Origin of the sequence: Albibacterium profundi (genome assembly GCF_042159835.1) — a bacterium.
Taxonomy (GTDB): domain Bacteria; phylum Bacteroidota; class Bacteroidia; order Sphingobacteriales; family Sphingobacteriaceae; genus Albibacterium; species Albibacterium profundi.
On record NZ_JBBVGT010000002.1, the window covers coordinates 2170572 to 2194128 of the forward strand.

Below are 23557 nucleotides of genomic sequence, written 5' to 3' on the forward strand. Positions count from 1 at the left end.
AAGTGCCTGAATTTAATCAATAATAATTTTGTTTAATTTTTAGCTTGTTTCCTGTCGTTAAAAGAAATTTACCATGAAGAAAGCAGATTATGATGATAAAGCTCTGATCCTTGATATTCTTACTGAATCCTTTAAAAACAATCAAAGCGTAAATTATATCGCCGGCTCCCCTAAAAACAATGAAGAGCGTATCCGTGCCTTGATGGATTACTCCTTTGAGGTCTGTAAGCGGTTTGGTGATGTTTACCTTTCGGACGATCGCGACGCTGCCGCTCTTGTTCTGTATCCAGAAAGAAAAAAGACGAATCTTTCTATGATTATGCTCGATGTTAAATTGGTTTTGAACTGCATTGGTATTGCTAATATCGGGAAAGCATTAAAAAGGGAATCAAGCATAAAAAAAATGCAGCCGCAAGTGGAGATGTATTACTTGTGGTTTATTGGCGTTCGACCTGACAAACAGGGACTGGGAATCGGATCGCGTTTAATGAACGAGCTTATTTTGGAAAGCCAGAAGATGAAACGACCTGTCTATCTTGAGACGTCTACGCTAACGAATATCCCTTGGTATAAAAAATTCGGATTTGATGTCTACAACGAGTTGAACCTTTCTTATAATCTTTACTTCTTGAACAGGAAATAAGTCAATCGGTGCGATATGGAAGTATTTGGTACAGAAATGCTCCTGATAACATTCATTTTCGTTGTTCTCGAATCTGTGATGTTCTTTTATCAGTTGATATATTATTTATCTCGTCCTCAAGAAAAACAACGGCTGTATTATCTGATCCTGTTGATAATCCTCATTGTGTACAACATTACAGGTGGATTGTTCCCAGACCCCGAAATTGCTCTGCCGATCGTAGCACAGAATAGCATTGCTTACGGTTGTGGTTTTCTTATGGCCTCGTATTTCCCCTATTACTTTTACAAAGCCTTTGAGCTGGACTCGTTGAGGTTTCATGCTATATACGGCGTTCTATTATTCTTTCTACTACCTTTTTTTATCTTTTTCGTAATCGTTTACTCTGTGGACAATAATTTGGATTTTGCGATCAAGAATGGGGTTGTCATCCCGTTCTTTTATTCGTTTGTCATTCTATGGCAAATCCTGAAAGCGATACGAATTAAGTTCAAAGATCGGAATGAAGAAAGTTTCATAGAGGTTTTGGCTATGTATGCAGCCGTGATTCCCTGGGCAGCCATGCCTTTGATCGCTTATTTCGATTGGGGACAACGCGTTGAAGTGCTTTGCACCAACGGTGGGCTCATTGTTATCACATTTATGTTTCTGTCAAAGTCCGTGAAGACCGCTCGTTTGGAGTATCAACAATTATTGGAACTGAGTTTGAATGAAGATAAATCTTCGGTATTTGATGAGAATAGTCAGAATTATAACCTTACCAATCGGGAGATAGAAATTGTTCAATTACTACGTGAAGGAAACAAGTACCAAACGATCGCTGAAAAGCTCTATATTTCCGAATCTACTGTTAAGACACACGTGCGGAATGTATATGATAAAACCGGTGTTTGTAATCGTGTCGAATTGGTCCATAAAATGGAACAAAGGGCTTAAACAGTGTTTTATGCGTCTTTTTAACTACAAATACTACTTTTTAGGTATGTGAATACTCCTTAAAAAGTATTTACAACTGATTGCATTTTCGCCAGTTTTGGGTTTCATATTCTATAACACTGGCTTCATCAAATTTTCCTGAAGCTTTAATTTATGATGTCCCTATGAAACAATTTTCTGACCGTTTGTATTATGCGCTTGAAACAGAATTATATGCCGTTTCACTAAAAGCAACCGCCGAGTGTCAACGATTAAAAGAAGCGATTGCTCTTAGTAAAAAAGCGATGGCGATTTTAAAGAAATACCTGAATGGGTATTTCTTTGGAACGATGGAAGAGGAGATCGAATTCTTTAAATGCATCAAACCCAGATTTTACAGTAAGTATATTTATTACGTTAATATCTACAACTATGAAATCAAAAAACCGGTTGGTACCGAAGCGATTCTTAACGATTTTATAAGAACGCAACTTGCGGATTTAAACAACTTTTTCGAACAAAACCAAGCTTTTTACCAATACTACCGATCTGGTTCCACGCACCTTGATCGTTGTTATTTCACACGGGAGAATTTTGATGCTTTTGCAGAATTGGATGATTTTCATGGTGATGAGAGCTTTTCAACGAGTCACGACTATAAGATATCCAAGCTGATAGCGAATGAGCAATTTCAGGAGTTTCTGGTTTTAAAAAGTAAAGTCATTAACCAGGATTCAACGCTGAAGACCGATGTGCCGATCAAGTGGACAGGTAACCAGTCCGACCTTGTGGAGCTTTTGTATGCATTGGTAGAGAGCGGATCATTCAACAATGGCGACATTCAGATCAAGAGTGTGATTTCCTATTTTCAGAATATCGTCCAGGTTGATCTGAAATACTATTATCACAAGTTCACTGACATCTCGAATCGGAAAAAGGAGCGTACTGTTTTTTTGGATAAGTTAAAGGCATCTCTGATTAGAAAGATGGACAGTAAGAATGAGTTGAAGAAACCGGAGTTGAAGAGGATAAGGTTTTAGTGAGTATTTCTATTACGATATAAGATATTTGAACGTTATCCATCAGGATATTTCCAAGTGGCATTATTTTCCCAGTCGTCGGGGAAACCCATATCGATTACATCAATCTCAGGAAACGAATTTATTAGAGTTTCTATCTTTGAGATAAAAGTATTTCCCGGGTTTATGGAACTTAAAAGTCTGTTTATTATTGATATAATGCCATAAACCGTTGTGTTAAAATCGTCAGGAATGGAGCCTTGAAATTTATATTTTTCTCTCGCAGGAATTTTAAATCTGTCAACTGTTACTTTTTTATTCCACAATCTGGAATGATGTGCACAAATATTTCGCACATTAGCAATATAAGTGATCCACGAAGATAGAATGTGACTCGGCAGTACAAAAGACATCGCGATATTTTGTTTTTCAGTGTCATTGTTCAAACCAGCATAAAGCCTAGCTATTTTCCCGAAAGTGAGAATTTCCATAGCCATGTTGGATGGCGGGTAAGATTCGGATGTATATTTCCGTTGAAAGCTCCTTAAATACAATTCAGATGCTTTTGAAAAGCTTTCTCCTATATGTTTTATGATTATCTCATGCACATTTTTATCAGCATATAGATTATGATCTGCATACCAAAAGAATCCATATTTATAGGAAAATTCGTTAGAAAGTAATGATCGCATCGCTACCTCAATACGCTCAATATATTCCGATAATAAATTTCGTAAGGACTTGTCAAATTGATAAAGAGTAATTATCTCGTCAAACTCTGTATCTCTCAGAAAGGCATGACTACCGTCGTTAGCTTGAAGATGAAACATGTATCCCGTCAATCGAAAATAGCCGACAGTAGTTAAATATTTTTTTGCTCGATCACTATCTTTAATTTTGAGACCTCTAGCTCGAAGTAAATCAATTTGTTCGTCTATTGTTAATACAGGCTTATTATATCGCACGGGAAAATTTTTGACAAAAAAAAGCCCCACAAGTTGCGCTTGAATCAGAGGCTTGCAGGGGATTGTTAGTACAAATGTATGAATTTTAATTGATAAATGAAAGTAGATGAAGATTATTGTCAATAAAGATCAAAGTAATTTAATTAATACCTACCTCATGGGAGAGGTGTGAAGTACTAATCTGCACAATTTCCACATTTGCCTTCAGTTCAGCAATGGAGCTGTTCAGTAAACTGAAGGTTATGTTAACAACAATTTCGTGGCTGCAGTATCTGCAAGCCTTGGCGATCCTCATCGCTGGTTACTACTCTGTCGTTATTCTACTTTATTATCGGATTGAATTATTCTCCATTTTCCAGCGGCTAAAAAATGGAAAACCAAAAGGAGACCAGTCTTCCTATAGCAAGGAAGTAATGGGAGAGGTGGCATCAGACCAAGATGGGAATAGCCTAAATTCCGATGAACTCGAATTCCCATCACTAGAGCCAACCAAAGAGAACAACTAATCTGATCATTATGAAAACAAGTCTAAATTCATTCAAAATGACTAATAAAAAAGTATTCACAATTATTACAACAATTCTTTTAGTATTTACTGCCGGTTTTTTGTTCGCACAGGACGGAAATGCTGGGATAAGCGAAGCCGCCAATAAAGTTAAGGGGTATTTCTCTACAGGCACCGATCTGATGTATGCGATTGGTGCAGTAACCGGGTTGATTGGAGCGGTTAAGGTGTTCCAAAAATGGAACAGCGGGGATCATGATACCGGTAAGGTTGCTGCCGCTTGGTTTGGAAGCTGTGTATTTCTGGTTATCGTGGCAACGGTTTTACAGTCATTCTTTGGTGTGTAGGTATGGCGAGCATATATAAAATAAACAAAGGAATTAATAAACCGATCGAATTTAAAGGTTTCAAGGCTCAGTACATTGCTTATTTAGGGATCGGACTCGTTGTGCTAATGATACTTTTTGCCATTCTGTACATTATGGGGGTCAACTTATATATCTGCATTCTTACAATAGGCGGGCTAGGGACAGGTTTGTTCACAACAGTATTTCGGTTAAGTCTTCAATATGGCGAATATGGATTGCTGAAGAGGATGGCAAGAAAAAACATACCTGAATATGTGCGGTTCCGATCGCGACGGTTTTTCCCTTATCGGAATGCTAATCTGAAAGAAATTGAAGAAAGGAGGGACGATGGCGAGACCGATTGATATGGAGAAAATAATGCCCATTTATAAGACTGAAACTGATATGTTGATCTCAGTCGCTGGTGATATTACTATTGCATATGAAATTGAACTTCCAGAGATATTTTCACTTTCTAACAATGAATATGAAGCAATGAATCAGGCATGGGTGAAAGCTATTCGTGTCCTACCCAAATACAGTTGCTTTCATAAGCAGGATTGGTTCGTTAAAGATTCGTATAAGCCGGTTTTCGATCAGATATCGGTTAATGGTTCCATGAGTTTCCTTTCTAGAAGCAGTGAACGATTCTTCAATGAACGACCTTTTCTAAACCATAAATGCTATGTGTTTCTTACTAAAAAAGCAAAGGGTAGGCGTCAGGCAACATCGGCTATTTCTAGTCTGTTTCGACGATCCGTAGTTCCTACAGAAATCCTGAAACCAGATTTGGTTAATGATTTCATCGATAAAGCAAATCAATTTCAAAGAATATTGCTGGATAGCGGTGTCATCAAGATCAATCAATTAACCACGAATCAGTTGGTAGGAAGTGAAAAGAAAAATGGGCTATTGGAACGATATTGTTTTCTCAAAAATGAAGACGAGCAATCTTCGATAACAGATATTCATTTAAAGGGAGAGATTCGAGTCGGCGACAAACGTTGTCAATTGTTCAGTCTCGCTGATGTTGAGAATCTGCCTTCGATCTGTGGCTCACGAATCAATTATGACAGATACAGTACTGACCGAACAAAGTGCAGTGTTGGTTTCGTGTCACCATTGGGGCAACTGCTCAACTGCAACCACATTTTTAATCAATACATTTTTATCGATGATCAGTCTAAAACCTTAAAAAGGTTGGAATCGAAACGGTTGAGGTTACAGTCCCTATCCGCCTATTCAAGAGAGAACGTAGTTGGCCGAGACGCCACTCAGGATTTTCTGAACGAAGCGGTCAGTCGGCAACGCTTACCGGTCAAGTCGCATTTCAATGTTTTGGCTTGGAGTGACAACCCTGCGGATAGAAAGCCATTAAAGACGATGATTTCATCCGCTCTGGCACAGATGGACGCGACTCCGAAACAGGAAACGGATGGTGCCCCTCAGATTTGGTGGGCAGGTATACCGGGCAATGCAGCGGAGTTTCCAATGAACGATACCTTTGATACGTTCCTCGAACAAGCATGCTGTTTTCTGAATATGGAGACAGGCTATAGGACATCGATCAGTCCGATAGGTATCAGATTGGGTGACCGGTTGACTGGTAGACCAGTGCACGTCGATATTTCAGATGAACCCATGAAGAAGGGGATTTGCACCAACCGGAATAAGTTTATTTTGGGTCCCTCTGGGTCAGGAAAGTCTTTCTTTACCAACCACATGTTACGAAGCTATTATGAGCAGGGTGCGCACGTTTTATTGGTGGACGTGGGACACAGCTATAAAGGCTTATGCGATCTTGTTGGAGGTTATTACTTTACCTATGATGAAAGGAACCCTATCCGTTTCAATCCCTTTTACATCAGTCCCGGCGATACGTTGGATACAGAAAAAAAGGAAAGTCTGAAGAGCCTGATTCTTGCATTGTGGAAAAAAGAGGATGAGGTGCTGGAAAGGCCAGAATATGTGGCTCTATCCAATGCGCTGCAAGGCTACTATGAAAAGTTGGATAGGGAACCCGATCTGTATCCTTGCTTTAATACTTTCTACGATTATCTCAGGTCAGATTTTGCCGAGCAGCTTAAAACCGATAATGTAAAGGAAAGACATTTTGATCTGGACAATCTGCTCTATGTTTTGAGACCATTCTATAAGGATGGTGAGTTTGGCTATCTGCTCAATGCAACAGAGAATCTTGAATTATTGAATGAGCGGTTTATCGTATTCGAATTGGATAATATCAAAGATCATCCGATACTTTTTCCCGTTGTGACGCTGATTATTATGGAAACGTTTATCAGTAAAATGCGGAAACTGAAAGGGGTTCGTAAGATGATCCTAATTGAGGAAGCGTGGAAAGCGATCGCTAAAGACGGGATGGCCGAATATATCAAATACCTTTTTAAAACGGTTCGTAAATTCTTTGGTGAGGCGATTATCGTTACACAAGAGGTAGAAGATGTCATCAGTTCCCCAATTGTCAAAGAGACCATTATCAATAATTCCGATTGTAAAATCCTGTTGGATCAGAGTAAGTACCAAAACAAATTCGACATGATACAAGAGTTGTTGGGCTTAACCGAAAAGGAAAAAGTACAGGTTCTTTCTGTCAATAAATCGAATGATCCAAAACGTCGGTACAAAGAGGTGTTTATCAGCCTCGGAGGACAATTGAGTAAGGTCTACAGAACGGAAGTCAGCCCGGAGGAATACTTAGCCTATACAACGGAAGAAAGTGAGAAGATAAAGGTTCAACAGTATGCCGAAAAATATGGGAGTATGGAAAAGGGAATAGCTGTCTTAGCAAATGAACTGAAAAACGAATAGTAAATAAATATTCAATATGAAGAAATTAATGATTTATATGCCTGCGAGTATGATCGTGCTGATGGTTTCCTTGCCATCACAAAAAGCAAATGCACAACTGGCGATCATGGAGGTAATCAAAGCAGGGGTTAAAAAAGTGATCAAAGCCGTGGATTTAAAAATTCAGCGAATGCAGAATGAGACCATCTGGTTGCAGAACGCGCAAAAAGTAATGGAAAACCAATTATCTAAGGTCAAACTAGGTGAGATAGCAAAGTGGACGGAAAAGCAAAAGGAGCTTTACAGTAAATATTATACGGATTTGTGGAAGGTGAAGGCTGCAATCACTTACTATCAACGAATAAAGGACATCACAAGAAAGCAGGTGATGCTTGTTGAGGAATATAAGAAAGCTTGGGACTTGGCCAGTCAAGACAAAAATTTCACCAGCAGCGACTTGGACTACATGAAAAGTGTCTATACTGGTATTTTAAAGGACAGTGCTAAGAACCTAGATCAAATATTGCTGGTTGTAAACTCCTTCAAGACACAAATGAGCGATGCTAAACGATTGGAGCTTATTAACGCTGCTGCAGATCGGATCGAAACGAACTTTACGGATCTCCGTCAGTTCAATTCGAATAATATTCTGATGAGTCTGCAGCGGTCAAAAAGCTTGACGGAAGTAAAGCAAGTTCAGGAACTGTATGGTATTGAAGTGGATTGATATGAGATGGATTGCAAGTATCGCTTTGATGATTTTGTTTTACCAGGGCCAAGCACAGACATGGAACGAATTCTTTAAGCAGAAATCAACGCAGAAGGAATACCTCCTTGAGCAGTTGGCGGCCATGAAGTTATATGCGGGATACGCAAAGGACGGTTACCATATTGCTAGCAGAGGTATCAATTTGATTAAAGATTTCAGGAATGGCGAGTTCCATCTTCATGACGTTTTCTTTACTTCTTTATCATTAGTTAACCCTAAAATTTCAAATATGTCTGAAATCAAAAAAATCGTTTATTGGGAAATTGCGATTCAAGTCGCTTTCAAGTCATTGACATCCGAAATGATGAGGGAGAAAGACCAGGCTTATGTTAAAGAGGTCCGTGATCAAGTTTTGGAAAGCTGCAGGTCCGATCTTGACCAATTGCTTCTGGTTATTTCTGAGGGGAAGTTGGAGATGCGTGATTCAGAGCGTTTGGAAAGAATCCTGGAGATTCATCAGAGAATGGAAGAGAGATTTCAGTTTTCTCGATCCTTTATTCGTAAGGTCAAGACGCTGAGAATGAATGAAGATCAGGAAAAGCGAGATATCCACGTTCTGAGGAATGTTTATGAAAATTTAAAGAATCGAAGATGAAAGGAATCTATATTATGTTGATACTGACCGGGCTTGCTACCACTGCAAATGCCCAAACGGCAGAAGTCCAACAATTACTGCTGAATTATGAAAAACTCAGGCAGTTGAAGAACATTCTTTCTGATATGAAAAAAGGATATGAAGTTGTCAGCAAAGGCTATACGGCTATCAAAAACATATCAGAAGGAAACTTTAATATTCACGATGCATTTATAAATGGTCTATCGTCTGTAAGCCCGGTTGTTAAAAATCACCGGCGGGTAGCAGATATCATACGGTATCAAAAAAGTATCGTACAAGAATATCGAAGTGCATTTCGACGGTTTAAGTCTAGTGGATCATTTTCTGTCGAAGAGCTCGATTATATGGGGAAGGTTTATTCCGGCTTGTTTAAAAGAAGCCTGAAAAGTTTAGATGCATTGGCGAATGTTATTACTTCTTCCAAATTAAGCATGACGGATGCCGAACGGCTGAAAGCCATCGATCGGATATTTGCAGAAACCCAGGATAAGTTCCAGTTTCTTCGATCCTTCAATCGCAATACGATGATTCTGGCGATTCAGCGAAGCAGAGAATCTCGTGATGTCGAATCTTCGCGACGATTGTTTGAATTGAACCCAAAACAATAAATTATGAATAATTCAAAGATTATGATCATCAGTCTGATGGTCATTGGATTGCTATTGCCTTTTAATCTGTTCGCACAAGGTTTGGCTGGTGAAATTTCCGGACTGCAAGGCGTCCTGAATCAGGTATACAATGACATGTTGCCGCTTGCCAGTAAGTTGATTGGTGTGGCTAGAGGGATCGCAGGTTTTGCCGCGTTGTGGTACATCGCTTCGAGGGTCTGGCGACAGATAGCATCTGCCGAACCCTTAGATTTTTACCCTTTGTTGCGTCCGTTTGCTTTAGGATTGGCGATCCTGCTTTTCCCTTCGGTGATATCTGTAATGAACGGTGTGCTCCAGCCGGTCGTGGATGCGACCTCGGGAATGGTGAGCGATTCGAATAAAGCCATATCGGTCTTGTTGGAACGGAAAGAGGAAGCTGTTAAAAACACAAGATCCTGGGATATGTATGTTGGCGAAACCGGATCGGGCGACCGAGACAAGTGGTATAAATATACCCATCCGGAAGAAGCACTTGGTGACGGAGAAAACCTCTTTGAGAGCATCAGCAATGACATGAAGTTCTGGATGGATAAGCAATCTTACAACTTTCGAAACTCGATCAAACAATGGATGAGCGAAGTGCTACAGGTTTTGTACCAAGCTGCTGCTCTCTGTATCAATACCATACGGACTTTTTACCTGATCGTCTTGGCGATACTGGGTCCACTCGTATTTGGCTTTGCAGTCTTTGATGGGTTCCAACATACATTGACCGTGTGGTTGGCCAGGTACATCAATGTGTTTCTTTGGCTACCCATAGCCAATATTTTCAGTTCAATCTTGGGTAAGATTCAGGAGAACATGTTGAAGTTGGACATCTCACAGGTAGAGGGGGCTGGTGACACATTTTTCAGTTCTACCGATACTGCTTACCTGATCTTTATGGTTATCGGTATTGCTGGATATTTCACGGTGCCGAATATTGCCAATTATGTCGTTCACGCAGGTGGTGGGAATGGACTGCTTCATAAAGTAAACTCGGTTATCATAAGTTCATCGAATACGATCATGTCCACGGGGAGCGCAGCCGGGGGCATGATGGCCGATGCGCTCGGAAACCAAAAAGGCAGCATGCAACAGGGTATGGCGTCCTTCGGTCAGTCATCAGGCTATTTCGATAGTAACGAATCTTTGCAATCAAAATTCCAAGAAGATCGGATTTCAGGGAAAAACAATTAAACATTAAACCTATGTTTCAACAACTCAAGAATATAGACACAGCTTTCAAACATGTGAAAGCATTTACCATTGTGGTCATTATTGTCTGTCTATGTATTTCGGCTTTTGCTCTGACCAAGAGCTATGAAGCGATACAGACAGCGCAGGATCGGATTTACATACTTGCAAACGGGAAGGTGATGGAAGCCTTTGCTGCGAGTCGAAAAGACAACATACAGGTAGAAGCTCGCGACCATGTAGAGACTTTTCACCAGTACTTCTTTTCGCTCGACCCTGATGATCAGGTCATTGAAACCAATATTCGAAATGCACTTTATCTCGCAGATGGATCAGCAAAATCACAATACGACAATCTAAAAGAGAAAGGATATTATGCGGATTTGATCGCGGCCAATATTAGTCAAAGTATAAAGATTGATAGTATCATGCTTGATATCGATCAATACCCATACATGTTTCGATGCTATGCTACACAAGAATTGACGAGATCAACATCGCAAAAAACCGGGTTCTGGTAACGGAAGGTTTCCTGAGAAGCGTGAGCAGATCAGACAATAACCCACATGGTTTTTTAATCGAACAGTGGCGAATAATAGATAACAGTGATCACTCTCTAGAACCGAATTAACATGCTTTTCAGGAAAAAACACAGCAGCGGTGAGACAAGCGCAGAGCACGATCAGACAGCAAAACGGATAGCGACGCGAATCTTAAATATACAGATACGAGCTGCTTCTTACTTGAACAAAAAGACCGCTCATTATTCGAGGTTCCAGAAGCAACTGTTGCTTCTGTTGGTGAGTCTTTTTTTTAGTGCGGTGAGCTTGATGCTCATTTTTCAATCAATTTTTTAATCCTTTAAAATTTATTTTATGAAAACACAACAATCAGAAGAAACCAAACGCAGACGCAGGTTTCTATTAGTACTCCCTTTGCTCGTGATTCCTTTTGTCACGATGGGTTTTTGGGCAATGGGAGGAGGGACAGGTACGGGAGATTTTTCGAATCATAAAGACCGTTCATCATTGAGTACCGAATTGCCAGAAGCGAAATTCAACGGACAGGAGGACAAAGACAAGTTCAGTCTATACGAGGCATTAGAAAGGAAGAAAGAAGAACAGTTGAAAGCAAAGAAGGAGGATGTATTTAATTCTCTAGCCTTTCGAGACTCTGGACAAGAAGAAGACCCCAACGAAATACTGATCAATAAAAAGCTTCAGGCGATCAACGAAGAATTGGATCGACAGGCTGTAGATGAAACTGATGTTTCTTCCGCTGGTGCATCAATTACTAAAAATGCGTCGGCTGGGGATATGGGTGCCGATGTTGAACGCCTTGAGAACCTGATGATGAGTTTTCAGGATACGGAGGGCGAGGATAAAGAAATGGCACAATTGAACGTGATCTTGGACAAAATCTTGAAAATACAAAATCCGGGCGTCTCAGCTGAGCAGACAGAGCAGCAGGCGTTTCACAATGCCGATGCTAAACAAATGCCTCAGGTTCGTGTTGCTGATTCCACGGATATCGATGCGTACCAGTCTAACATGAACGATCACCGTGCTGGAAATACAATTCATGCCGTAATTCATGAAACTGCTGATATTGTCTCAGGTTCTGTGATTAAGCTCAGGTTACTTGATGCGATCGTTGTCAACGATGTATTGATTCCGAAGAATGACTTCATTTACGGGGTTGCTTCAATTCGTGATGAACGGTTGAATATTGATATTCCTTCACTCCGCTATAAAAATTCAATTCTGACGGTATCCTTATCTGCCTATGATCTCGACGGTTTGGAGGGTCTGTACATTCCGGGTGCGATTACTCGGGACGCTACGAAAACGGGAGTCAACGATGCAATGCAAAGCGTTCAGCTTTTAACCATGGACAATTCGCTATCTGACCAAGCGGCAAATGCCGGTGTTCAGGCTGCGAAAGGGCTATTTGGTAAAAAGGTAAAGCAGATACGGGTAAAAGTAAAAGCTGGCTATGAACTTTTATTGCGCGACAATAATCTTTAAAATTAATCTACTACAATATGAAAATTATAATCTATTTGATTCCAGTGTTTTTGGGATTGTTTGGTGACGTGTTTGCAAGGACGCCCGCTTGCTTTAACCCTTGGTCATTAGAGCTCAGACATACTTCGGATTCAGCTTTTATTTCAAAAGGGATTACCAAAGAAGATATAGACGAGATAGCCAAGATGGTTTTTCGCAATCCGATGTTTCATCGAATCAGTAAAGACAAGAACGGAAAGGTCAAGGCGAAAGTAGGTGATATTACTGTTTCCGATAATACGCTTTTTTATAAAGTAAGGTTGATTAATCAGTCGAACATCAATTTTGATATTGACTTCATCCGTTTTTTCATCCGTGATCTGAACGTTGCAAAACGAACAGTGACCCAAGAAAGAAAATTAACCCCGGTGTCTTCTTACGGTGTATTCGACAGAACGATTGAGGGGAATACAAGAGGACAGTTTGTCTTCGCACTGGAAAAGTTTGCCATTGCAAAAGACCAAGCGCTTTTCATTGAAATCTACGAAAAGAAAGGAGGGAGACATCTGTATCTAAAAATCAAAAGGTCCGATATCGAAAATGCAAGATCAGTCAAATGAGCTAATAGACAGTTTACCCAAGGATTATGGTCTGAAAGAGCGAAATATCCTGAAGATCAATGTACATGAAGTATATCAGAAACTATTAATAATCAAATATATGAACACACAAAACCTAGAATTTTTAGAAACCAATTTAAAGTATTTCGGTTTCGGTGACAAATTAAGAGAGGAGTTAAAAAAGAATATCGCAGATCAACAAAAAGAATTTCAATTAGAAATTGAAATCCCTCATTATAATAATAAAATGGATTACCAGCTCCATTTCAAAAAATCAGATACGACCGGTATGTACTTTTTTAACCGTTATGACGCAAAGCTGCTGAACTCGGAAGCAGGATTCAGTCGTGATCATACTTTCTTCGTGAATAAGGGAAATGGTGTCACAGCCAAGGAGGCGTTCAATTTACTGGAAGGACGATCCGTTTATAAAAATTTGGTGAATAGGGACGGTGAGAAATACAATGCATGGCTGAAATTGGATTTTGAGAACACCGATCAGTTCGGTAATTTTAAGATTAAGCAGTTCAGCGATCAATATGGGTATGACCTGAACAAAACCCTAGGAATGTATCCGATCAAAGAACTCGGTAGCGATGACCAGATGAAAGCGCTCATCAATTCACTTCAAAAAGGGAATGCGCAACAGGTTACGATGAGTCAAAATGGTAAAGAATCCAAATATTTTATTGAAGCCGTTCCTCAATACAAAAACCTGAATATTTATGATCAGAAGCGTCAGGTAGTCAAACGTGAAAGCTTACAGAAGCAGGATAGTCATCATGGAAAGGATACGGGTCAAACGCCTAAAAATAAAAAGACCCAAAAGGCCGAAGCGGATGAAGGAAAAGCTAAGCCGAAGAAATCTCGCGGTAAAAAGGTATGAGTTTAATTTGAGGAGAGCTTTCGTGCTCTCCTTTTTTATGCAGTTTGTTATATCACTTTCCGGAAAAGCACGTTAAATATAAAGGAGAATCCATAAACCATAATTATGAAAGTTGTTTTTACCCTTTGTCTATTATCCCTATTTTTTGTTTCTTGTGACTCTTCAGAAAAGCTTAGCAAAGAAACGGCCATGACGTTGCTTCAGGAGCAGGATTCATATCCCAAGCCATTAATAGAAGATATTTATATTGGCGACCCAGAGGATGCGAAAAGGTTATTGGATTTAGATCTGGAAGAAGAGGGTTTGGTGTCGATTCAAACTTCTCAAAAGCTTTCCGAGGTAGGGGGACCACTGATAACGTTTACCGAAAAGGCACAGCCGTACCTTGTAGAGTCTGAAGGGAATGATCCGAAAATACAACAGGTTAAGATAGCTGATGAAGAAATAGTGGAGATCGTGAACATTCAGACTGCGGATGACGGAAAAAGCGCCATCGTGGAATATCGGACGTCATTCGAAAATGAAACGCCATTTGCAGGGTTGACTCGTGTGGATCTGGAAGAAGAGAATGTGCGGACGGCTAATTTTGTGTTGAGTGATGAGGGGTGGGGGAGTAGGTGAAGTGAACCAATGTATCGCCTCCATTATATCGAATCAAAAGAATAAGAATATTAGTTAGTTTGAAGATCCATATTTGTATGCTCGAATAGCTTCAATTGTGTGTTTCATAAAGTTCGATAAGTTGTTTTCGTGCTTCAGAGATTTTATCACCATCATATTTAACGTTGGGATAGAATTCTTTTACATTAATGCCATATGTAAATCCAGTTGGTATATTAGAAATTAGGTTATATTTGGTAATAAGTCCTTGATGCGCCTCTAGCGTGTTTGATTTCTCCCAAGGTCCTCCTAAGTCAGAAAGTGAGTTATAAAAGAGAAACGCTTGTTCTTGGTTGGATAATTGAGCTCTCAATATTTTGATATAGTCATATTTTTCTTGGTAGGTAAATAAGTTCTCGGATTGACTATCCACGAATCTAATCGTCTGAAATAGATGTCTAAAATAATGACTTAGACGTGATTGGTGGCCTTCAAACGGTTTATAATCGAACCCATTTTCTTTAATAATATTTTTTTGGCAGGTCTTGAATGTATCAAATATCGTTTTCAAATAGGGTTCGTGTTTCTGTAACCTTTCTTTCAGAATTTGAACTGACGACTCTCCAACTGCGCCGTAGAAAAAACATAAATAAGAAATGTTTATAATATCTAATTTAGATAATTTGAACTCAGGGCCAATTGTAACCGTACTAACTGTTTCTATTGCTTCTTTACAGAAGCCAAACTCGCGATGCATTGACAGGAATATCTTTCCACCTTGTCTGTCTTTTATGTTTATTTGAAGTCTATTTTCTCTGTGAATATTCAGAAGGTTGAAGAATTTTGTCTCAAATAGTTGCTTATCAAAATTACGTTGTTGCTTTTCGATTGAATCTTCCTGTGATTCTAGAGTTTTTATCAGCATAATTACCCCTGCTAACGAAAACACTGCACCCAGTATTCCTCCCACGAATGTTCCATAGCTTGCGAAAACATCCGTATCAATTGGGAGGTCTTTAGTTAATCTTGTCGTTTTCGTCAAATATAGTACCAGCGTACCAAGTGAAAAAATTACTCCAATAGATATAAAAGCTTTTATTAAATGAGTACGATTTCTTTTCATAAAGAAGTGGTTTATTAATAGATGTACATTTTGAAAGTATTCAAAGATGAAATCTAGGGATTATTCGATTTATTAGCAACAGGAATTGAGTGACGATTCTAATAATCAGGTACATTTTGAGTGATGTATTAACTATTGCCATAAAGTTAGCCTTCAACTTTGCACATAGATTCGCTGTCACCAATATCGTATTTGAAAAATGGGTATCCCTTTAGGGAGCCTCCGCATTTTTAAAATCTCCATATTGCCTTTAGTGCAAAGTTGAGACTGTGAAAATGTCATAATTAATTTTTAACTCTTAAATCTCAAGATTATGGCTATTTCAAAAAATCAAATCTCATTGCATCAGGTATCCGAAATCAATTTAACTTATCAACCAAAATTTAAAGCAAGTGAGCGACCGCAAATATCAAGTTCTAAGGATGCATTCGATGTTCTTTATAACAATTGGGATTTGGGTAAAATCCAAATGCTTGAGCAGTTCAAAATTATATTACTGAATAGAGCCAATAAAGTAATCGGAATATTTCAGGTATCATCAGGTGGAATTGCAGGAACCGTCGCTGATCCGAAATTGATTTTTGCAGTAGCCTTGAAAGCATGCGCCAGTTCAATCGTGCTTAGTCACAACCATCCCTCTGGAAATCTAAAACCCAGTCCACAGGATGTTGAGCTAACGAAGAAAATAGTAACAGCTGGAAATTATTTGGATATACGGGTGTTAGATCATGTTATCGTTACTAAAGACAGTTATTTCTCATTTGCTGATGAAGGGATGATGTGAAGCATCCCTTCATCAGCAAGACAATAGGGTCATGAATTGTAGATAAAAGGTAAATTTTACAAAATCCAATTCTATTATAGTTATATTTTGTTACTTTGTAGAAAAGAATCAAGATACATAATGTCTGAGATATTGACTAGTTCATTAACCAAATTTACCTTCTCTGGCCACGACACTTTTCATTGTAGACAACTATGGCTAAAGAAAGGTTACGATTTTGTGAAGGCGGGTTATAAATTCACGGATAGTGAGTCGGTCGTTTTATTAGGTGTAGGAAAGAATATGGTGTCCGCAATCTATTTTTGGATGAAAGCATTTGGGTTGGTCGACAAGAATGGGAATACTACCGAGATTGCTAATTATATTTTTTCTCCGGAAGGGAAGGATCCTTATCTAGAAGATGAAGCAACATTGTGGCTGCTCCATTATCATTTAATAGATCAGGGACTTGCGTCTATATATGGCTTGGTCTTTAATGATTTGCGTAAAGAAAAAGTAGAGTTTACAAAAGATAATTTCTTGTTGTTTGTAGAAAGAAAAGCGAGTGAAATCGGCTTTACCCAATTTAATAAGAAAACTGCTGCTACGGACTTCGATGTGTTGATCAAAATGTATATTAGGACAACAGGGCAAGTGAAAGATAAGGAAGATACATTTTCTGGATTATTGACGGACTTAAATCTTATACAGGAGGAGAAAAAGGCAAACTCTTTATATTCTATACCTAATGAAGATCGTAATAGTTTGCCGGAGGAGATTGTTTTATATACAATTCTGAATGATGATAATTTTCAAAATTCGATCAGCTTGAATACCTTGTTTCAAGACAAAAATCAAGCAGGGTCTGTTTTTGCGATAACGAAAAATGCGTTAATGGAAAAATTGGAATCTTTGGCAGATAACTCGGAATATCGGAAGTACGGTATTACTTTGAGTGATCACGCAGGTGTTAAGGAGCTACAATTTACATCGAAACCGGATAAATTTGACGTGTTAAATAATTACTATGGCAAATAAGTTCAATGTATCGACTAATATCATTCGTGATACGGGTCGGGAATTAAAATATATTCCTACCCCCAATGCCATTCGAATAAGCAATCAGATAAGTAGTGATTTTAAGACGGGCATAAGGTCATTTAATATAATTGGGTCCTATGGAACGGGTAAAAGTTCTTTTTTATGGGCATTTGAGCAAACACTGAAAGAAAATAAATCGTATTTCGGTTTGAATATGCTAACCAATCCGAAAGTCGAGTTTATTAAAATAATCGGTGATTACAAATCTTTAAAGGAGTCATTCGCTGATTTTTTTGAAATCAAAAGTAATAGAAACATTACCGAAAATATTTTCTCTGAAATTTATAATCATTATTATGAGTTAGGTGAAAAAAATCCTCTTCTTTTTATTGTTGTAGACGAGTTCGGGAAGTTTTTAGAATATGCTTCTCATAACGAACCAGAGAAAGAGCTATATTTTATTCAGCAATTAGCAGAGTTTGTCAATAACTCAGACAATAATATTGTTTTATTAACAACCGTACATCAGAATTTCGACGCGTACGCTATACATCTAGAGTCCTCACAAAGACAGGAGTGGGCCAAAGTTAAAGGACGCTTTAAGGAAATCACCTTTAATGAGCCGGTCGAGCAATTACTGATGCTTGCTTCGGAATATATAGAAGAAAAGGAGTCAACTAAAAGAAATGAGAGGACTATAGATGAGTTAGTCAACCTCTTAACTAGATCAAAGGCTTTTAAAGTAAATGAAGATTACATTAAAAGAATAGCTAGAAGATTATACCCGTTAGATGCTGTTTCTGCATATATATTAACTTTGTCACTACAGAAATATGGACAGAATGAACGTTCATTGTTTTCCTTTTTAGAATCAACAGATCACACAGGTTTATATCAACATAGTATATTGAATGATAATTTTTATTCGATAGCAGAAGTATATGATTTTCTGACCTATAATTATTTTTCTTTTCTTAATTCAAGATACAACCCGGATTTTGGTGCATGGAAAGGAATAAGGACTTCAATAGAAAGAATAGGATCCTTATTTGATGGAAATCTTTCAGACTATGAAAGATTAGTTAAAACGGTTGGTTTGTTATCAATTAACGCTCAAACAGGCTCGTACATAACTCGTGATTTTTTGATAACGTATGCTGAAAAAAGTTTAGGAATAAAAAGTGCAGATAAATTAATTGAAGATTTAGAACTCAAGAAAGTCATTCTGTACCGAAACTACAGTAACAGATATATTCTTTTTGAAGGAACTGATTTAGATATTCCAACTGCATTATATGAGGCGGGCAATAAGATTGATGATATTACGGATGTTGTAACACTACTTAATAAGAATTATTCGTTGCTTCCTGTACTTGCTAAACGAGCAATGTTTGAAACCGGGACACCTCGTTTATTTGAATACAAGATATCGTCGGAGCCTATCCCTACGAAACCAGAAGGAGACGTTGATGGGTATATTAATTTAGTTTTTAATGAAAGGAATATTCTTTCTGATATCAAAAAGTTTTCAGAGAAGAATGAAGAGGCAATCTTATATTGTTATTATTTAAACTCCAAGGACATTAAAGAACTGCTATTTGAAATTGAGAAAACAAGAAAGGTTATAGAAGAAAATTCGGATGATCAAGTTGCAGTTACGGAGCTTAAAAATATTGTCCTGCATCAAAGAAATTTATTAAATCATAAAATATTAAACAGTTTCTTCGGAGATAAGGCATCTGTAATTTGGGTTTTCAAAGGGGAACAGAAGGTGCTAAAGTCGCAAAGGGAATTCAATGCTTTTCTTTCTGAAATTTGTCAGAAGGTATATGATAAAACTCCATATTTTAATAACGAACTCGTAAATAAGCATAAAATTTCTTCCTCTATCCATACCGCAAAGCGAAATTACTTTAGAGCGCTGGCTAATGATTGGGATGTGCCTCATCTTGGTTTTCCGAAAGATAAGTTTCCTCCTGAAAAAACAATATACTTATCGTTATTAGAAAATAATGGTATCAAATTATGCGATGACAATTCGTCCAGTTTAATTGAACCTCATAATGAAAATGGATTCTATGATTTGTGGGAAGCTTCTATGGAATTTTTAAACAGTGCCAAACTCTCCAAAAGGAATGTCTCCGAATTTATCGACACACTGAGTAATAAGCCTTTTAAGCTCAAACAAGGCTTCATAGATTTTTGGGTTCCAACTTTCCTGTTTATTAAAAGAGATGAATATGCCTTGTTTAATGAAAATATTTATACGCCGACGATTAATGAAGATATATTAGAACTTATCGCAAAGGTACCTAAGGATTTTGAGATAAAATCGTTTGCTCTAGAGGGAGTTAAGTTGGATATCTTTAATAGTTACCGCAAGTTCTTAAATGTCGAGGCAAATAACGGCGGGAATGCACAAACATTTATTGAAACAATCAAGCCCTTCTTAGTATTTTATAGGGCGTTGCCTCAATATTCAAAAACTACTAAACGCTTATCTAAAGAAAGTATCGCCATTCGTGAAGCGATAGCTAATTCTAAGGATCCTGAACAGTCTTTCTTTGAAGATTTTCCCACTGCGTTAGGTTACTCTGTCGCTAAAATACAAAAGGATAGGGCGGAATTGCAAAATTTCATCACTCAATTACAAGATTCTATTAAAGAAATTCGCAATTGTTTCGATGAATTAGTTAATCGCTTTGACTCTTTTTTACAAGAAAGATATTGGGGTGAACCAACCTCATTCGAAGAATATAAAGTAAATTTCCAAAATAGATACAAAGGGCTACATCGCCATTTATTATTGAATGCTCAGAAATCATTCGTGCAACGAATTGATTCTCAAATAGAGGATAAGAAAGCATGGTTAAGTTCATTGGCGCAATCTTTAACAGGGAAGTCGCTAGAAAAATTCAATGACGAGGATGAACTCTTGCTTTATGATAAATTTGCCGATATGATTTTGGCTTTGGACAGTTTAAACAAGATTTCAAAAACTAAATTTGATGAGAATAAAGAAATAGCTCTCGATATTAAGATCAATTCTTTTGCTGAGGGAATGAAAAATACTGTGATTCGATTGCCTAAGGGTAAGAATGAAGAGGTTCAAAGTCTCGAAAAGAAAATAAGAGAGTTATTGTCAAAGGATAAAAGTATTGATTTAGCTGCATTGACGGCTGTATTAAAAGATTTATTGTGATGGGGAGAATCAGACATGTATTAGGAATATCTGGAGGTAAGGACAGCGCTGCTTTAGCTATATACATGAAGCAGAACTATCCTGAATTAGACATTGAATATTATACATCAGATACTGGCAAAGAGCTTCGGGATACTTATGATTTGATTGAACATTTGGAAAACTTTTTAGGAAAGGAGATCATACGGTTACCCGTGATCTCAGACGAAACATTAAACCCATTCGATCATTTTGTTAAAATGTATAACGGTTTTTTACCGGGTTCGATGTCGAGATGGTGTACCAAAAAATTGAAATTAGAACCTTTTGAGAAGTTTGTTGGAGATGATCTAGTTATATCTTATGTTGGTATTCGTGGAGATGAAGATAGAGAGGGATATATATCTAAAAAGTCCAATATCCAATCTGTTTTCCCATTCAGGAAAAATATTTTCAGTGAAGATGTTACGTCCAAGTTTCTTTCTAATAGCAATATCGGTAACATTTTAAAGTATTATGAATTATTAGATCTAGGTGAGAAAAAGGAGCGGATTTTTGAAATAATAAATGAACAAATATCTGTTAACTTCAGTCAGACACAAAAGTTAAATAATCTTTTAGACTTAGGAATTAAAGAATATAATCATGCCGTGTTTCAATTCTTACAGACAACTGATTATCCTCTATCCAAAGAAGTTGATTTCCCGTTAGTTAATAATGAAGAGGTATTGGTTCGTGATGATATTTTCAATATATTGGAGGAATCGGGAGTCGGTGTTCCAGCTTATTATAAACCAATCGAATTTGAGATTAACGGCAAAAAGGCTACGTATGCTCGTAGTCGTTCCGGCTGTTTTTTCTGCTTTTACCAGCAAAAGATAGAGTGGGTATGGCTTTATGAACAGCATCCCAGTTTGTTTGCTCAGGCAATGGAATACGAGAAAGATGGTTATACTTGGATACAAGACGAGTCACTAGCTGATTTAATTAAGCCTGAAAGAATAGAGGGTATAAAAGAAGAATACATTAAACGTACAGAACGAAAAAAATCAAAAGCACAATCACCTTACCTTTTAGATATTCTTGAAGATGCCGAAGGAGAGGGATGTGCAAGTTGTTTTATATAAATTTGATTTAAAACATGCATGATATTTCTTGGAATGCCAAACGTGGAAGAAGGCAAGAAATAAAAGAACATATTAGAAAGTTTCTATTATATCCTGGATTTTGGAATGATTCGAGTAAACATATCAAACATAAAATAAAGTGGGAGAAAATTTTGTTTGAAGATGGGAATGCAACTTCAATTCCTAATAAAAAAGGAGTGTATTGTTTTGTAGTAGAACCGCCGGTTGTAGATTTTATATTTGAAACAAGATATCTTTTTTATATCGGTAAAGCGTCATCAGCAACATTACGAGCAAGATATAAAAATTATGTAGATGAGAAAAACAATGTTGGAATTGGAAATCAGAAACCAAGAATAAAGGTTCAGGAAATGCTAAATGACTATTATGGTCACATATATTTTTTTTATGCGGAGTTAAATGCAGATCTTGTTAAAGACATAGAAGAAAAGCTTTTAAATATGTATATGCCATACGTAAACACATCTATACCAGAATTGAAAATTTCAGAGGAATACAAACACATTTACTCATGAGCTTAAAAAAGAAAATAAGTGAATCAATTTCTCTGCCATGCTTAAGAGGTAAAATGGGTGACTGGTATTACTATGTAACTCTTTTGAAATTTAGCGAAATAGCAAGTAGGGTTATGTTACCAAAAGAAATTGATTCTTATTACGAGAATAAGGCAGAATTAAAATTAGGTGATTGGATACAGCGTGATTTAGAAAAAAGTAGAACTCAAAAAATTGTCGAATACTTAAAAAAACAGCCACAGCATTTTTTTAATAGTTTAATATTAGGCATTTATGAGGGTAATCCTTCATGGCAAGATGTCAGCATAAAAGCAAATCAAGAATATGAAGATCTCAATGAGTCTGATTTAGAATATTTATCTCGAACATTTGGAATATTAAACTTAGAAGGAACTGAAGATATATTTGCTATTGATGGCCAACACAGGGCAATATCAATCAGAGAAGCTGTAAGGCAAGATAAAAAACTAGGAAGCGAAGAAATAGCAGTAATTTTTGTTGCACATAAAACAACGGCAGAAGGCAAAATACGTACAAGAAGACTTTTTTCAACTTTAAATAAATATGCAAAACCAGTTAGTCAGAGTGAAATAATAGCTTTAAGTGAAGATAATAATTGCGCGATTATTACAAGGGACTTAGTAGATGGCTTTGATATTTTAAAGGATAAGATACTAGTAATTAAAAACCGCTCTATCAGCCCTGAAAATACTTCCCATTTTACTAATATTTTAGTTCTTTACGATATTGTCGAAAGGTTACTAACGGATAAGGCAGTGGTTGGAAGAAAAGTTAATGGACATAACAAAAATTCATTTACAACGACTCGAGTCTCTGATGAACAAATCAAAAAAGATACGTTACGAGTAAAAAGAATTATCTCGGAAATAATCGGAAATATTCCCGAACTTAAACATTTTTTTGAAGGCAACCCAATAAATAGGAAATCAAAAAAGACAAGTTTACTATTTAGGCCAATTGGTCAAAATATTTTTTTTGACACTTTAAAAGTTGCTATGGATAGTTCAAAGAAAGCGGAATTTTTTGAGTATTTTTCGAAAGCGGACTTTAATTTAAGTAATAAGGTTTGGAAACAGATTTTTTGGGATGATGAAACAGGTACTATAATAACAGAAAAAGCTCGACAACGTTTTGCTACAATATTGCTATTAGAGCACTTAGGTATTGCCGTCAAAAAAACTAGAAGAGATATTGAAATAGCATCAAATTTTGATGTCACTTTATAGTTGTCAATAGCCAA

24 protein-coding genes are annotated in these 23557 nt (G+C 37.4%); 22 read left to right on the top strand and 2 right to left on the bottom strand.

What is annotated here, in order from left to right; genetic code table 11:
- Positions 1 to 73 precede the first annotated feature (73 nt).
- From WKR92_RS11135 to WKR92_RS11145, 3 genes are all read left to right on the top strand, one after another.
- Positions 74 to 643: a GNAT family N-acetyltransferase gene (locus tag WKR92_RS11135; RefSeq protein WP_375557885.1), complete on the top strand. Its 570-nt coding sequence runs from the start codon at positions 74 to 76 to the stop codon at positions 641 to 643.
- 15 nt (positions 644 to 658) lie between these two features.
- Positions 659 to 1579 carry a response regulator transcription factor gene (locus tag WKR92_RS11140; RefSeq protein ID WP_375557886.1) on the top strand — a complete coding sequence of 307 codons (921 nt, stop codon included), beginning with the start codon at positions 659 to 661 and terminating at the stop codon, positions 1577 to 1579.
- 164 nt (positions 1580 to 1743) lie between these two features.
- On the top strand, positions 1744 to 2598 hold the full coding sequence (locus WKR92_RS11145; protein ID WP_375557887.1) for an RteC domain-containing protein: 855 nt from the start codon (positions 1744 to 1746) through the stop codon (positions 2596 to 2598).
- 35 nt (positions 2599 to 2633) lie between these two features.
- On the opposite strand, the gene WKR92_RS11150 is transcribed toward WKR92_RS11145, so the two are convergent.
- Positions 2634 to 3542 carry an Abi family protein gene (locus WKR92_RS11150; protein ID WP_375557888.1) on the bottom strand — a complete coding sequence of 303 codons (909 nt, stop codon included), beginning with the start codon at positions 3540 to 3542 and terminating at the stop codon, positions 2634 to 2636.
- A gap of 242 nt (positions 3543 to 3784) precedes the next feature.
- Here WKR92_RS11150 and WKR92_RS11155 point away from each other — a divergent pair, with 242 nt between their 5' ends.
- From WKR92_RS11155 to WKR92_RS11215, 13 genes are all read left to right on the top strand, one after another.
- Positions 3785 to 4048: a hypothetical protein gene (locus WKR92_RS11155; RefSeq protein WP_375557889.1), complete on the top strand. Its 264-nt coding sequence runs from the start codon at positions 3785 to 3787 to the stop codon at positions 4046 to 4048.
- A gap of 37 nt (positions 4049 to 4085) precedes the next feature.
- Complete coding sequence (locus WKR92_RS11160) at positions 4086 to 4394, top strand: DUF4134 domain-containing protein (RefSeq protein ID WP_375557890.1); 309 nt, start codon at positions 4086 to 4088, stop codon at positions 4392 to 4394.
- Positions 4395 to 4396: 2 nt separating this feature from the next.
- Entirely contained in the window at positions 4397 to 4759 is a 363-nt protein-coding gene (locus WKR92_RS11165; protein ID WP_375557891.1) for a DUF4133 domain-containing protein, read from the top strand.
- Positions 4743 to 7223, top strand: coding sequence for a TraG family conjugative transposon ATPase (locus WKR92_RS11170; RefSeq protein WP_375557892.1), 2481 nt, complete (start codon positions 4743 to 4745; stop codon positions 7221 to 7223). Before WKR92_RS11165 ends, WKR92_RS11170 begins: the two co-directional genes overlap by 17 nt.
- A 16-nt stretch (positions 7224 to 7239) precedes the next feature.
- Positions 7240 to 7929, top strand: a complete 690-nt coding sequence (locus tag WKR92_RS11175; protein WP_375557893.1) for a conjugal transfer protein TraI — start codon at positions 7240 to 7242, stop codon at positions 7927 to 7929.
- Between the two features lies 1 nt (position 7930).
- Entirely contained in the window at positions 7931 to 8566 is a 636-nt protein-coding gene (locus WKR92_RS11180) for a hypothetical protein (protein WP_375557894.1), read from the top strand.
- Positions 8563 to 9195, top strand: coding sequence for a TerB family tellurite resistance protein (locus WKR92_RS11185; protein WP_375557895.1), 633 nt, complete (start codon positions 8563 to 8565; stop codon positions 9193 to 9195). Before WKR92_RS11180 ends, WKR92_RS11185 begins: the two co-directional genes overlap by 4 nt.
- A 3-nt stretch (positions 9196 to 9198) precedes the next feature.
- Positions 9199 to 10416 carry a conjugative transposon protein TraJ gene (gene traJ / locus WKR92_RS11190; RefSeq protein WP_375557896.1) on the top strand — a complete coding sequence of 406 codons (1218 nt, stop codon included), beginning with the start codon at positions 9199 to 9201 and terminating at the stop codon, positions 10414 to 10416.
- Between the two features lie 11 nt (positions 10417 to 10427).
- A complete protein-coding gene (gene traK / locus WKR92_RS11195; RefSeq protein ID WP_375557897.1) occupies positions 10428 to 10934 on the top strand; it encodes a conjugative transposon protein TraK in 507 nt (168 codons plus the stop codon).
- A 354-nt stretch (positions 10935 to 11288) separates the two neighbouring features.
- Positions 11289 to 12440: a conjugative transposon protein TraM gene (gene traM, locus WKR92_RS11200; protein WP_375557898.1), complete on the top strand. Its 1152-nt coding sequence runs from the start codon at positions 11289 to 11291 to the stop codon at positions 12438 to 12440.
- 17 nt (positions 12441 to 12457) lie between these two features.
- Positions 12458 to 13039 carry a DUF4138 domain-containing protein gene (locus tag WKR92_RS11205; RefSeq protein ID WP_375557899.1) on the top strand — a complete coding sequence of 194 codons (582 nt, stop codon included), beginning with the start codon at positions 12458 to 12460 and terminating at the stop codon, positions 13037 to 13039.
- On the top strand, positions 13020 to 13925 hold the full coding sequence (locus WKR92_RS11210) for a hypothetical protein (protein WP_375557900.1): 906 nt from the start codon (positions 13020 to 13022) through the stop codon (positions 13923 to 13925). The genes WKR92_RS11205 and WKR92_RS11210 overlap by 20 nt, the downstream gene beginning before the upstream one ends.
- 105 nt (positions 13926 to 14030) lie before the next feature.
- Complete coding sequence (locus WKR92_RS11215; RefSeq protein ID WP_375557901.1) at positions 14031 to 14546, top strand: hypothetical protein; 516 nt, start codon at positions 14031 to 14033, stop codon at positions 14544 to 14546.
- Between the two features lie 91 nt (positions 14547 to 14637).
- Here the strand turns inward: WKR92_RS11215 and WKR92_RS11220 are convergent, their stop codons facing one another.
- The gene (locus WKR92_RS11220; RefSeq protein ID WP_375557902.1) at positions 14638 to 15648 is read right to left on the bottom strand and encodes a putative phage abortive infection protein; all 1011 of its coding nucleotides are present in this window, start codon (positions 15646 to 15648) and stop codon (positions 14638 to 14640) included.
- A gap of 313 nt (positions 15649 to 15961) precedes the next feature.
- Here WKR92_RS11220 and WKR92_RS11225 point away from each other — a divergent pair, with 313 nt between their 5' ends.
- The 6 genes from WKR92_RS11225 (at position 15962) to WKR92_RS11250 (ending at position 23543) form a co-directional block, all read left to right on the top strand.
- Positions 15962 to 16432 (top strand): JAB domain-containing protein, encoded by a 471-nt coding sequence (locus WKR92_RS11225; RefSeq protein ID WP_375557903.1) that lies wholly within the window; start codon positions 15962 to 15964, stop codon positions 16430 to 16432.
- A gap of 120 nt (positions 16433 to 16552) precedes the next feature.
- Positions 16553 to 17449, top strand: a complete 897-nt coding sequence (locus WKR92_RS11230) for a DUF4007 family protein (protein WP_375557904.1) — start codon at positions 16553 to 16555, stop codon at positions 17447 to 17449.
- A complete protein-coding gene (locus WKR92_RS11235) occupies positions 17439 to 20654 on the top strand; it encodes a hypothetical protein (protein ID WP_375557905.1) in 3216 nt (1071 codons plus the stop codon). Before WKR92_RS11230 ends, WKR92_RS11235 begins: the two co-directional genes overlap by 11 nt.
- Positions 20654 to 21760, top strand: a complete 1107-nt coding sequence (locus tag WKR92_RS11240) for a phosphoadenosine phosphosulfate reductase domain-containing protein (protein WP_375557906.1) — start codon at positions 20654 to 20656, stop codon at positions 21758 to 21760. The genes WKR92_RS11235 and WKR92_RS11240 overlap by 1 nt, the downstream gene beginning before the upstream one ends.
- 14 nt (positions 21761 to 21774) lie before the next feature.
- Positions 21775 to 22296 carry a hypothetical protein gene (locus tag WKR92_RS11245; RefSeq protein ID WP_375557907.1) on the top strand — a complete coding sequence of 174 codons (522 nt, stop codon included), beginning with the start codon at positions 21775 to 21777 and terminating at the stop codon, positions 22294 to 22296.
- Complete coding sequence (locus tag WKR92_RS11250; RefSeq protein ID WP_375557908.1) at positions 22293 to 23543, top strand: DGQHR domain-containing protein; 1251 nt, start codon at positions 22293 to 22295, stop codon at positions 23541 to 23543. The genes WKR92_RS11245 and WKR92_RS11250 overlap by 4 nt, the downstream gene beginning before the upstream one ends.
- Positions 23544 to 23557 lie beyond the last annotated feature (14 nt).

Excerpts from the sequence above, each read along its gene's own strand:
- WKR92_RS11230 (WP_375557904.1), top strand. The coding sequence starts at position 16,553 with ATGTCTGAGATATTGACTAGTTCATTAACCAAATTTACCTTCTCTGGC.
- WKR92_RS11215 (WP_375557901.1), top strand. The coding sequence starts at position 14,031 with ATGAAAGTTGTTTTTACCCTTTGTCTATTATCCCTATTTTTTGTTTCT.
- traJ (WP_375557896.1), top strand. The coding sequence starts at position 9,199 with ATGAATAATTCAAAGATTATGATCATCAGTCTGATGGTCATTGGATTG.
- WKR92_RS11180 (WP_375557894.1), top strand. The coding sequence starts at position 7,931 with ATGAGATGGATTGCAAGTATCGCTTTGATGATTTTGTTTTACCAGGGC.
- WKR92_RS11160 (WP_375557890.1), top strand. The coding sequence starts at position 4,086 with ATGACTAATAAAAAAGTATTCACAATTATTACAACAATTCTTTTAGTA.
- WKR92_RS11210 (WP_375557900.1), top strand. The coding sequence starts at position 13,020 with ATGCAAGATCAGTCAAATGAGCTAATAGACAGTTTACCCAAGGATTAT.
- WKR92_RS11170 (WP_375557892.1), top strand. The coding sequence starts at position 4,743 with ATGGCGAGACCGATTGATATGGAGAAAATAATGCCCATTTATAAGACT.
- WKR92_RS11175 (WP_375557893.1), top strand. The coding sequence starts at position 7,240 with ATGAAGAAATTAATGATTTATATGCCTGCGAGTATGATCGTGCTGATG.
- WKR92_RS11135 (WP_375557885.1), top strand. The coding sequence starts at position 74 with ATGAAGAAAGCAGATTATGATGATAAAGCTCTGATCCTTGATATTCTT.
- WKR92_RS11155 (WP_375557889.1), top strand. The coding sequence starts at position 3,785 with ATGTTAACAACAATTTCGTGGCTGCAGTATCTGCAAGCCTTGGCGATC.
- WKR92_RS11250 (WP_375557908.1), top strand. The coding sequence starts at position 22,293 with ATGAGCTTAAAAAAGAAAATAAGTGAATCAATTTCTCTGCCATGCTTA.
- traM (WP_375557898.1), top strand. The coding sequence starts at position 11,289 with ATGAAAACACAACAATCAGAAGAAACCAAACGCAGACGCAGGTTTCTA.
- WKR92_RS11145 (WP_375557887.1), top strand. The coding sequence starts at position 1,744 with ATGAAACAATTTTCTGACCGTTTGTATTATGCGCTTGAAACAGAATTA.
- WKR92_RS11140 (WP_375557886.1), top strand. The coding sequence starts at position 659 with ATGGAAGTATTTGGTACAGAAATGCTCCTGATAACATTCATTTTCGTT.
- WKR92_RS11220 (WP_375557902.1), bottom strand. The coding sequence starts at position 15,648 with ATGAAAAGAAATCGTACTCATTTAATAAAAGCTTTTATATCTATTGGA.
- WKR92_RS11165 (WP_375557891.1), top strand. The coding sequence starts at position 4,397 with ATGGCGAGCATATATAAAATAAACAAAGGAATTAATAAACCGATCGAA.
- WKR92_RS11205 (WP_375557899.1), top strand. The coding sequence starts at position 12,458 with ATGAAAATTATAATCTATTTGATTCCAGTGTTTTTGGGATTGTTTGGT.
- WKR92_RS11225 (WP_375557903.1), top strand. The coding sequence starts at position 15,962 with ATGGCTATTTCAAAAAATCAAATCTCATTGCATCAGGTATCCGAAATC.
- WKR92_RS11185 (WP_375557895.1), top strand. The coding sequence starts at position 8,563 with ATGAAAGGAATCTATATTATGTTGATACTGACCGGGCTTGCTACCACT.
- traK (WP_375557897.1), top strand. The coding sequence starts at position 10,428 with ATGTTTCAACAACTCAAGAATATAGACACAGCTTTCAAACATGTGAAA.
- WKR92_RS11240 (WP_375557906.1), top strand. The coding sequence starts at position 20,654 with ATGGGGAGAATCAGACATGTATTAGGAATATCTGGAGGTAAGGACAGC.
- WKR92_RS11245 (WP_375557907.1), top strand. The coding sequence starts at position 21,775 with ATGCATGATATTTCTTGGAATGCCAAACGTGGAAGAAGGCAAGAAATA.
- WKR92_RS11235 (WP_375557905.1), top strand. The coding sequence starts at position 17,439 with ATGGCAAATAAGTTCAATGTATCGACTAATATCATTCGTGATACGGGT.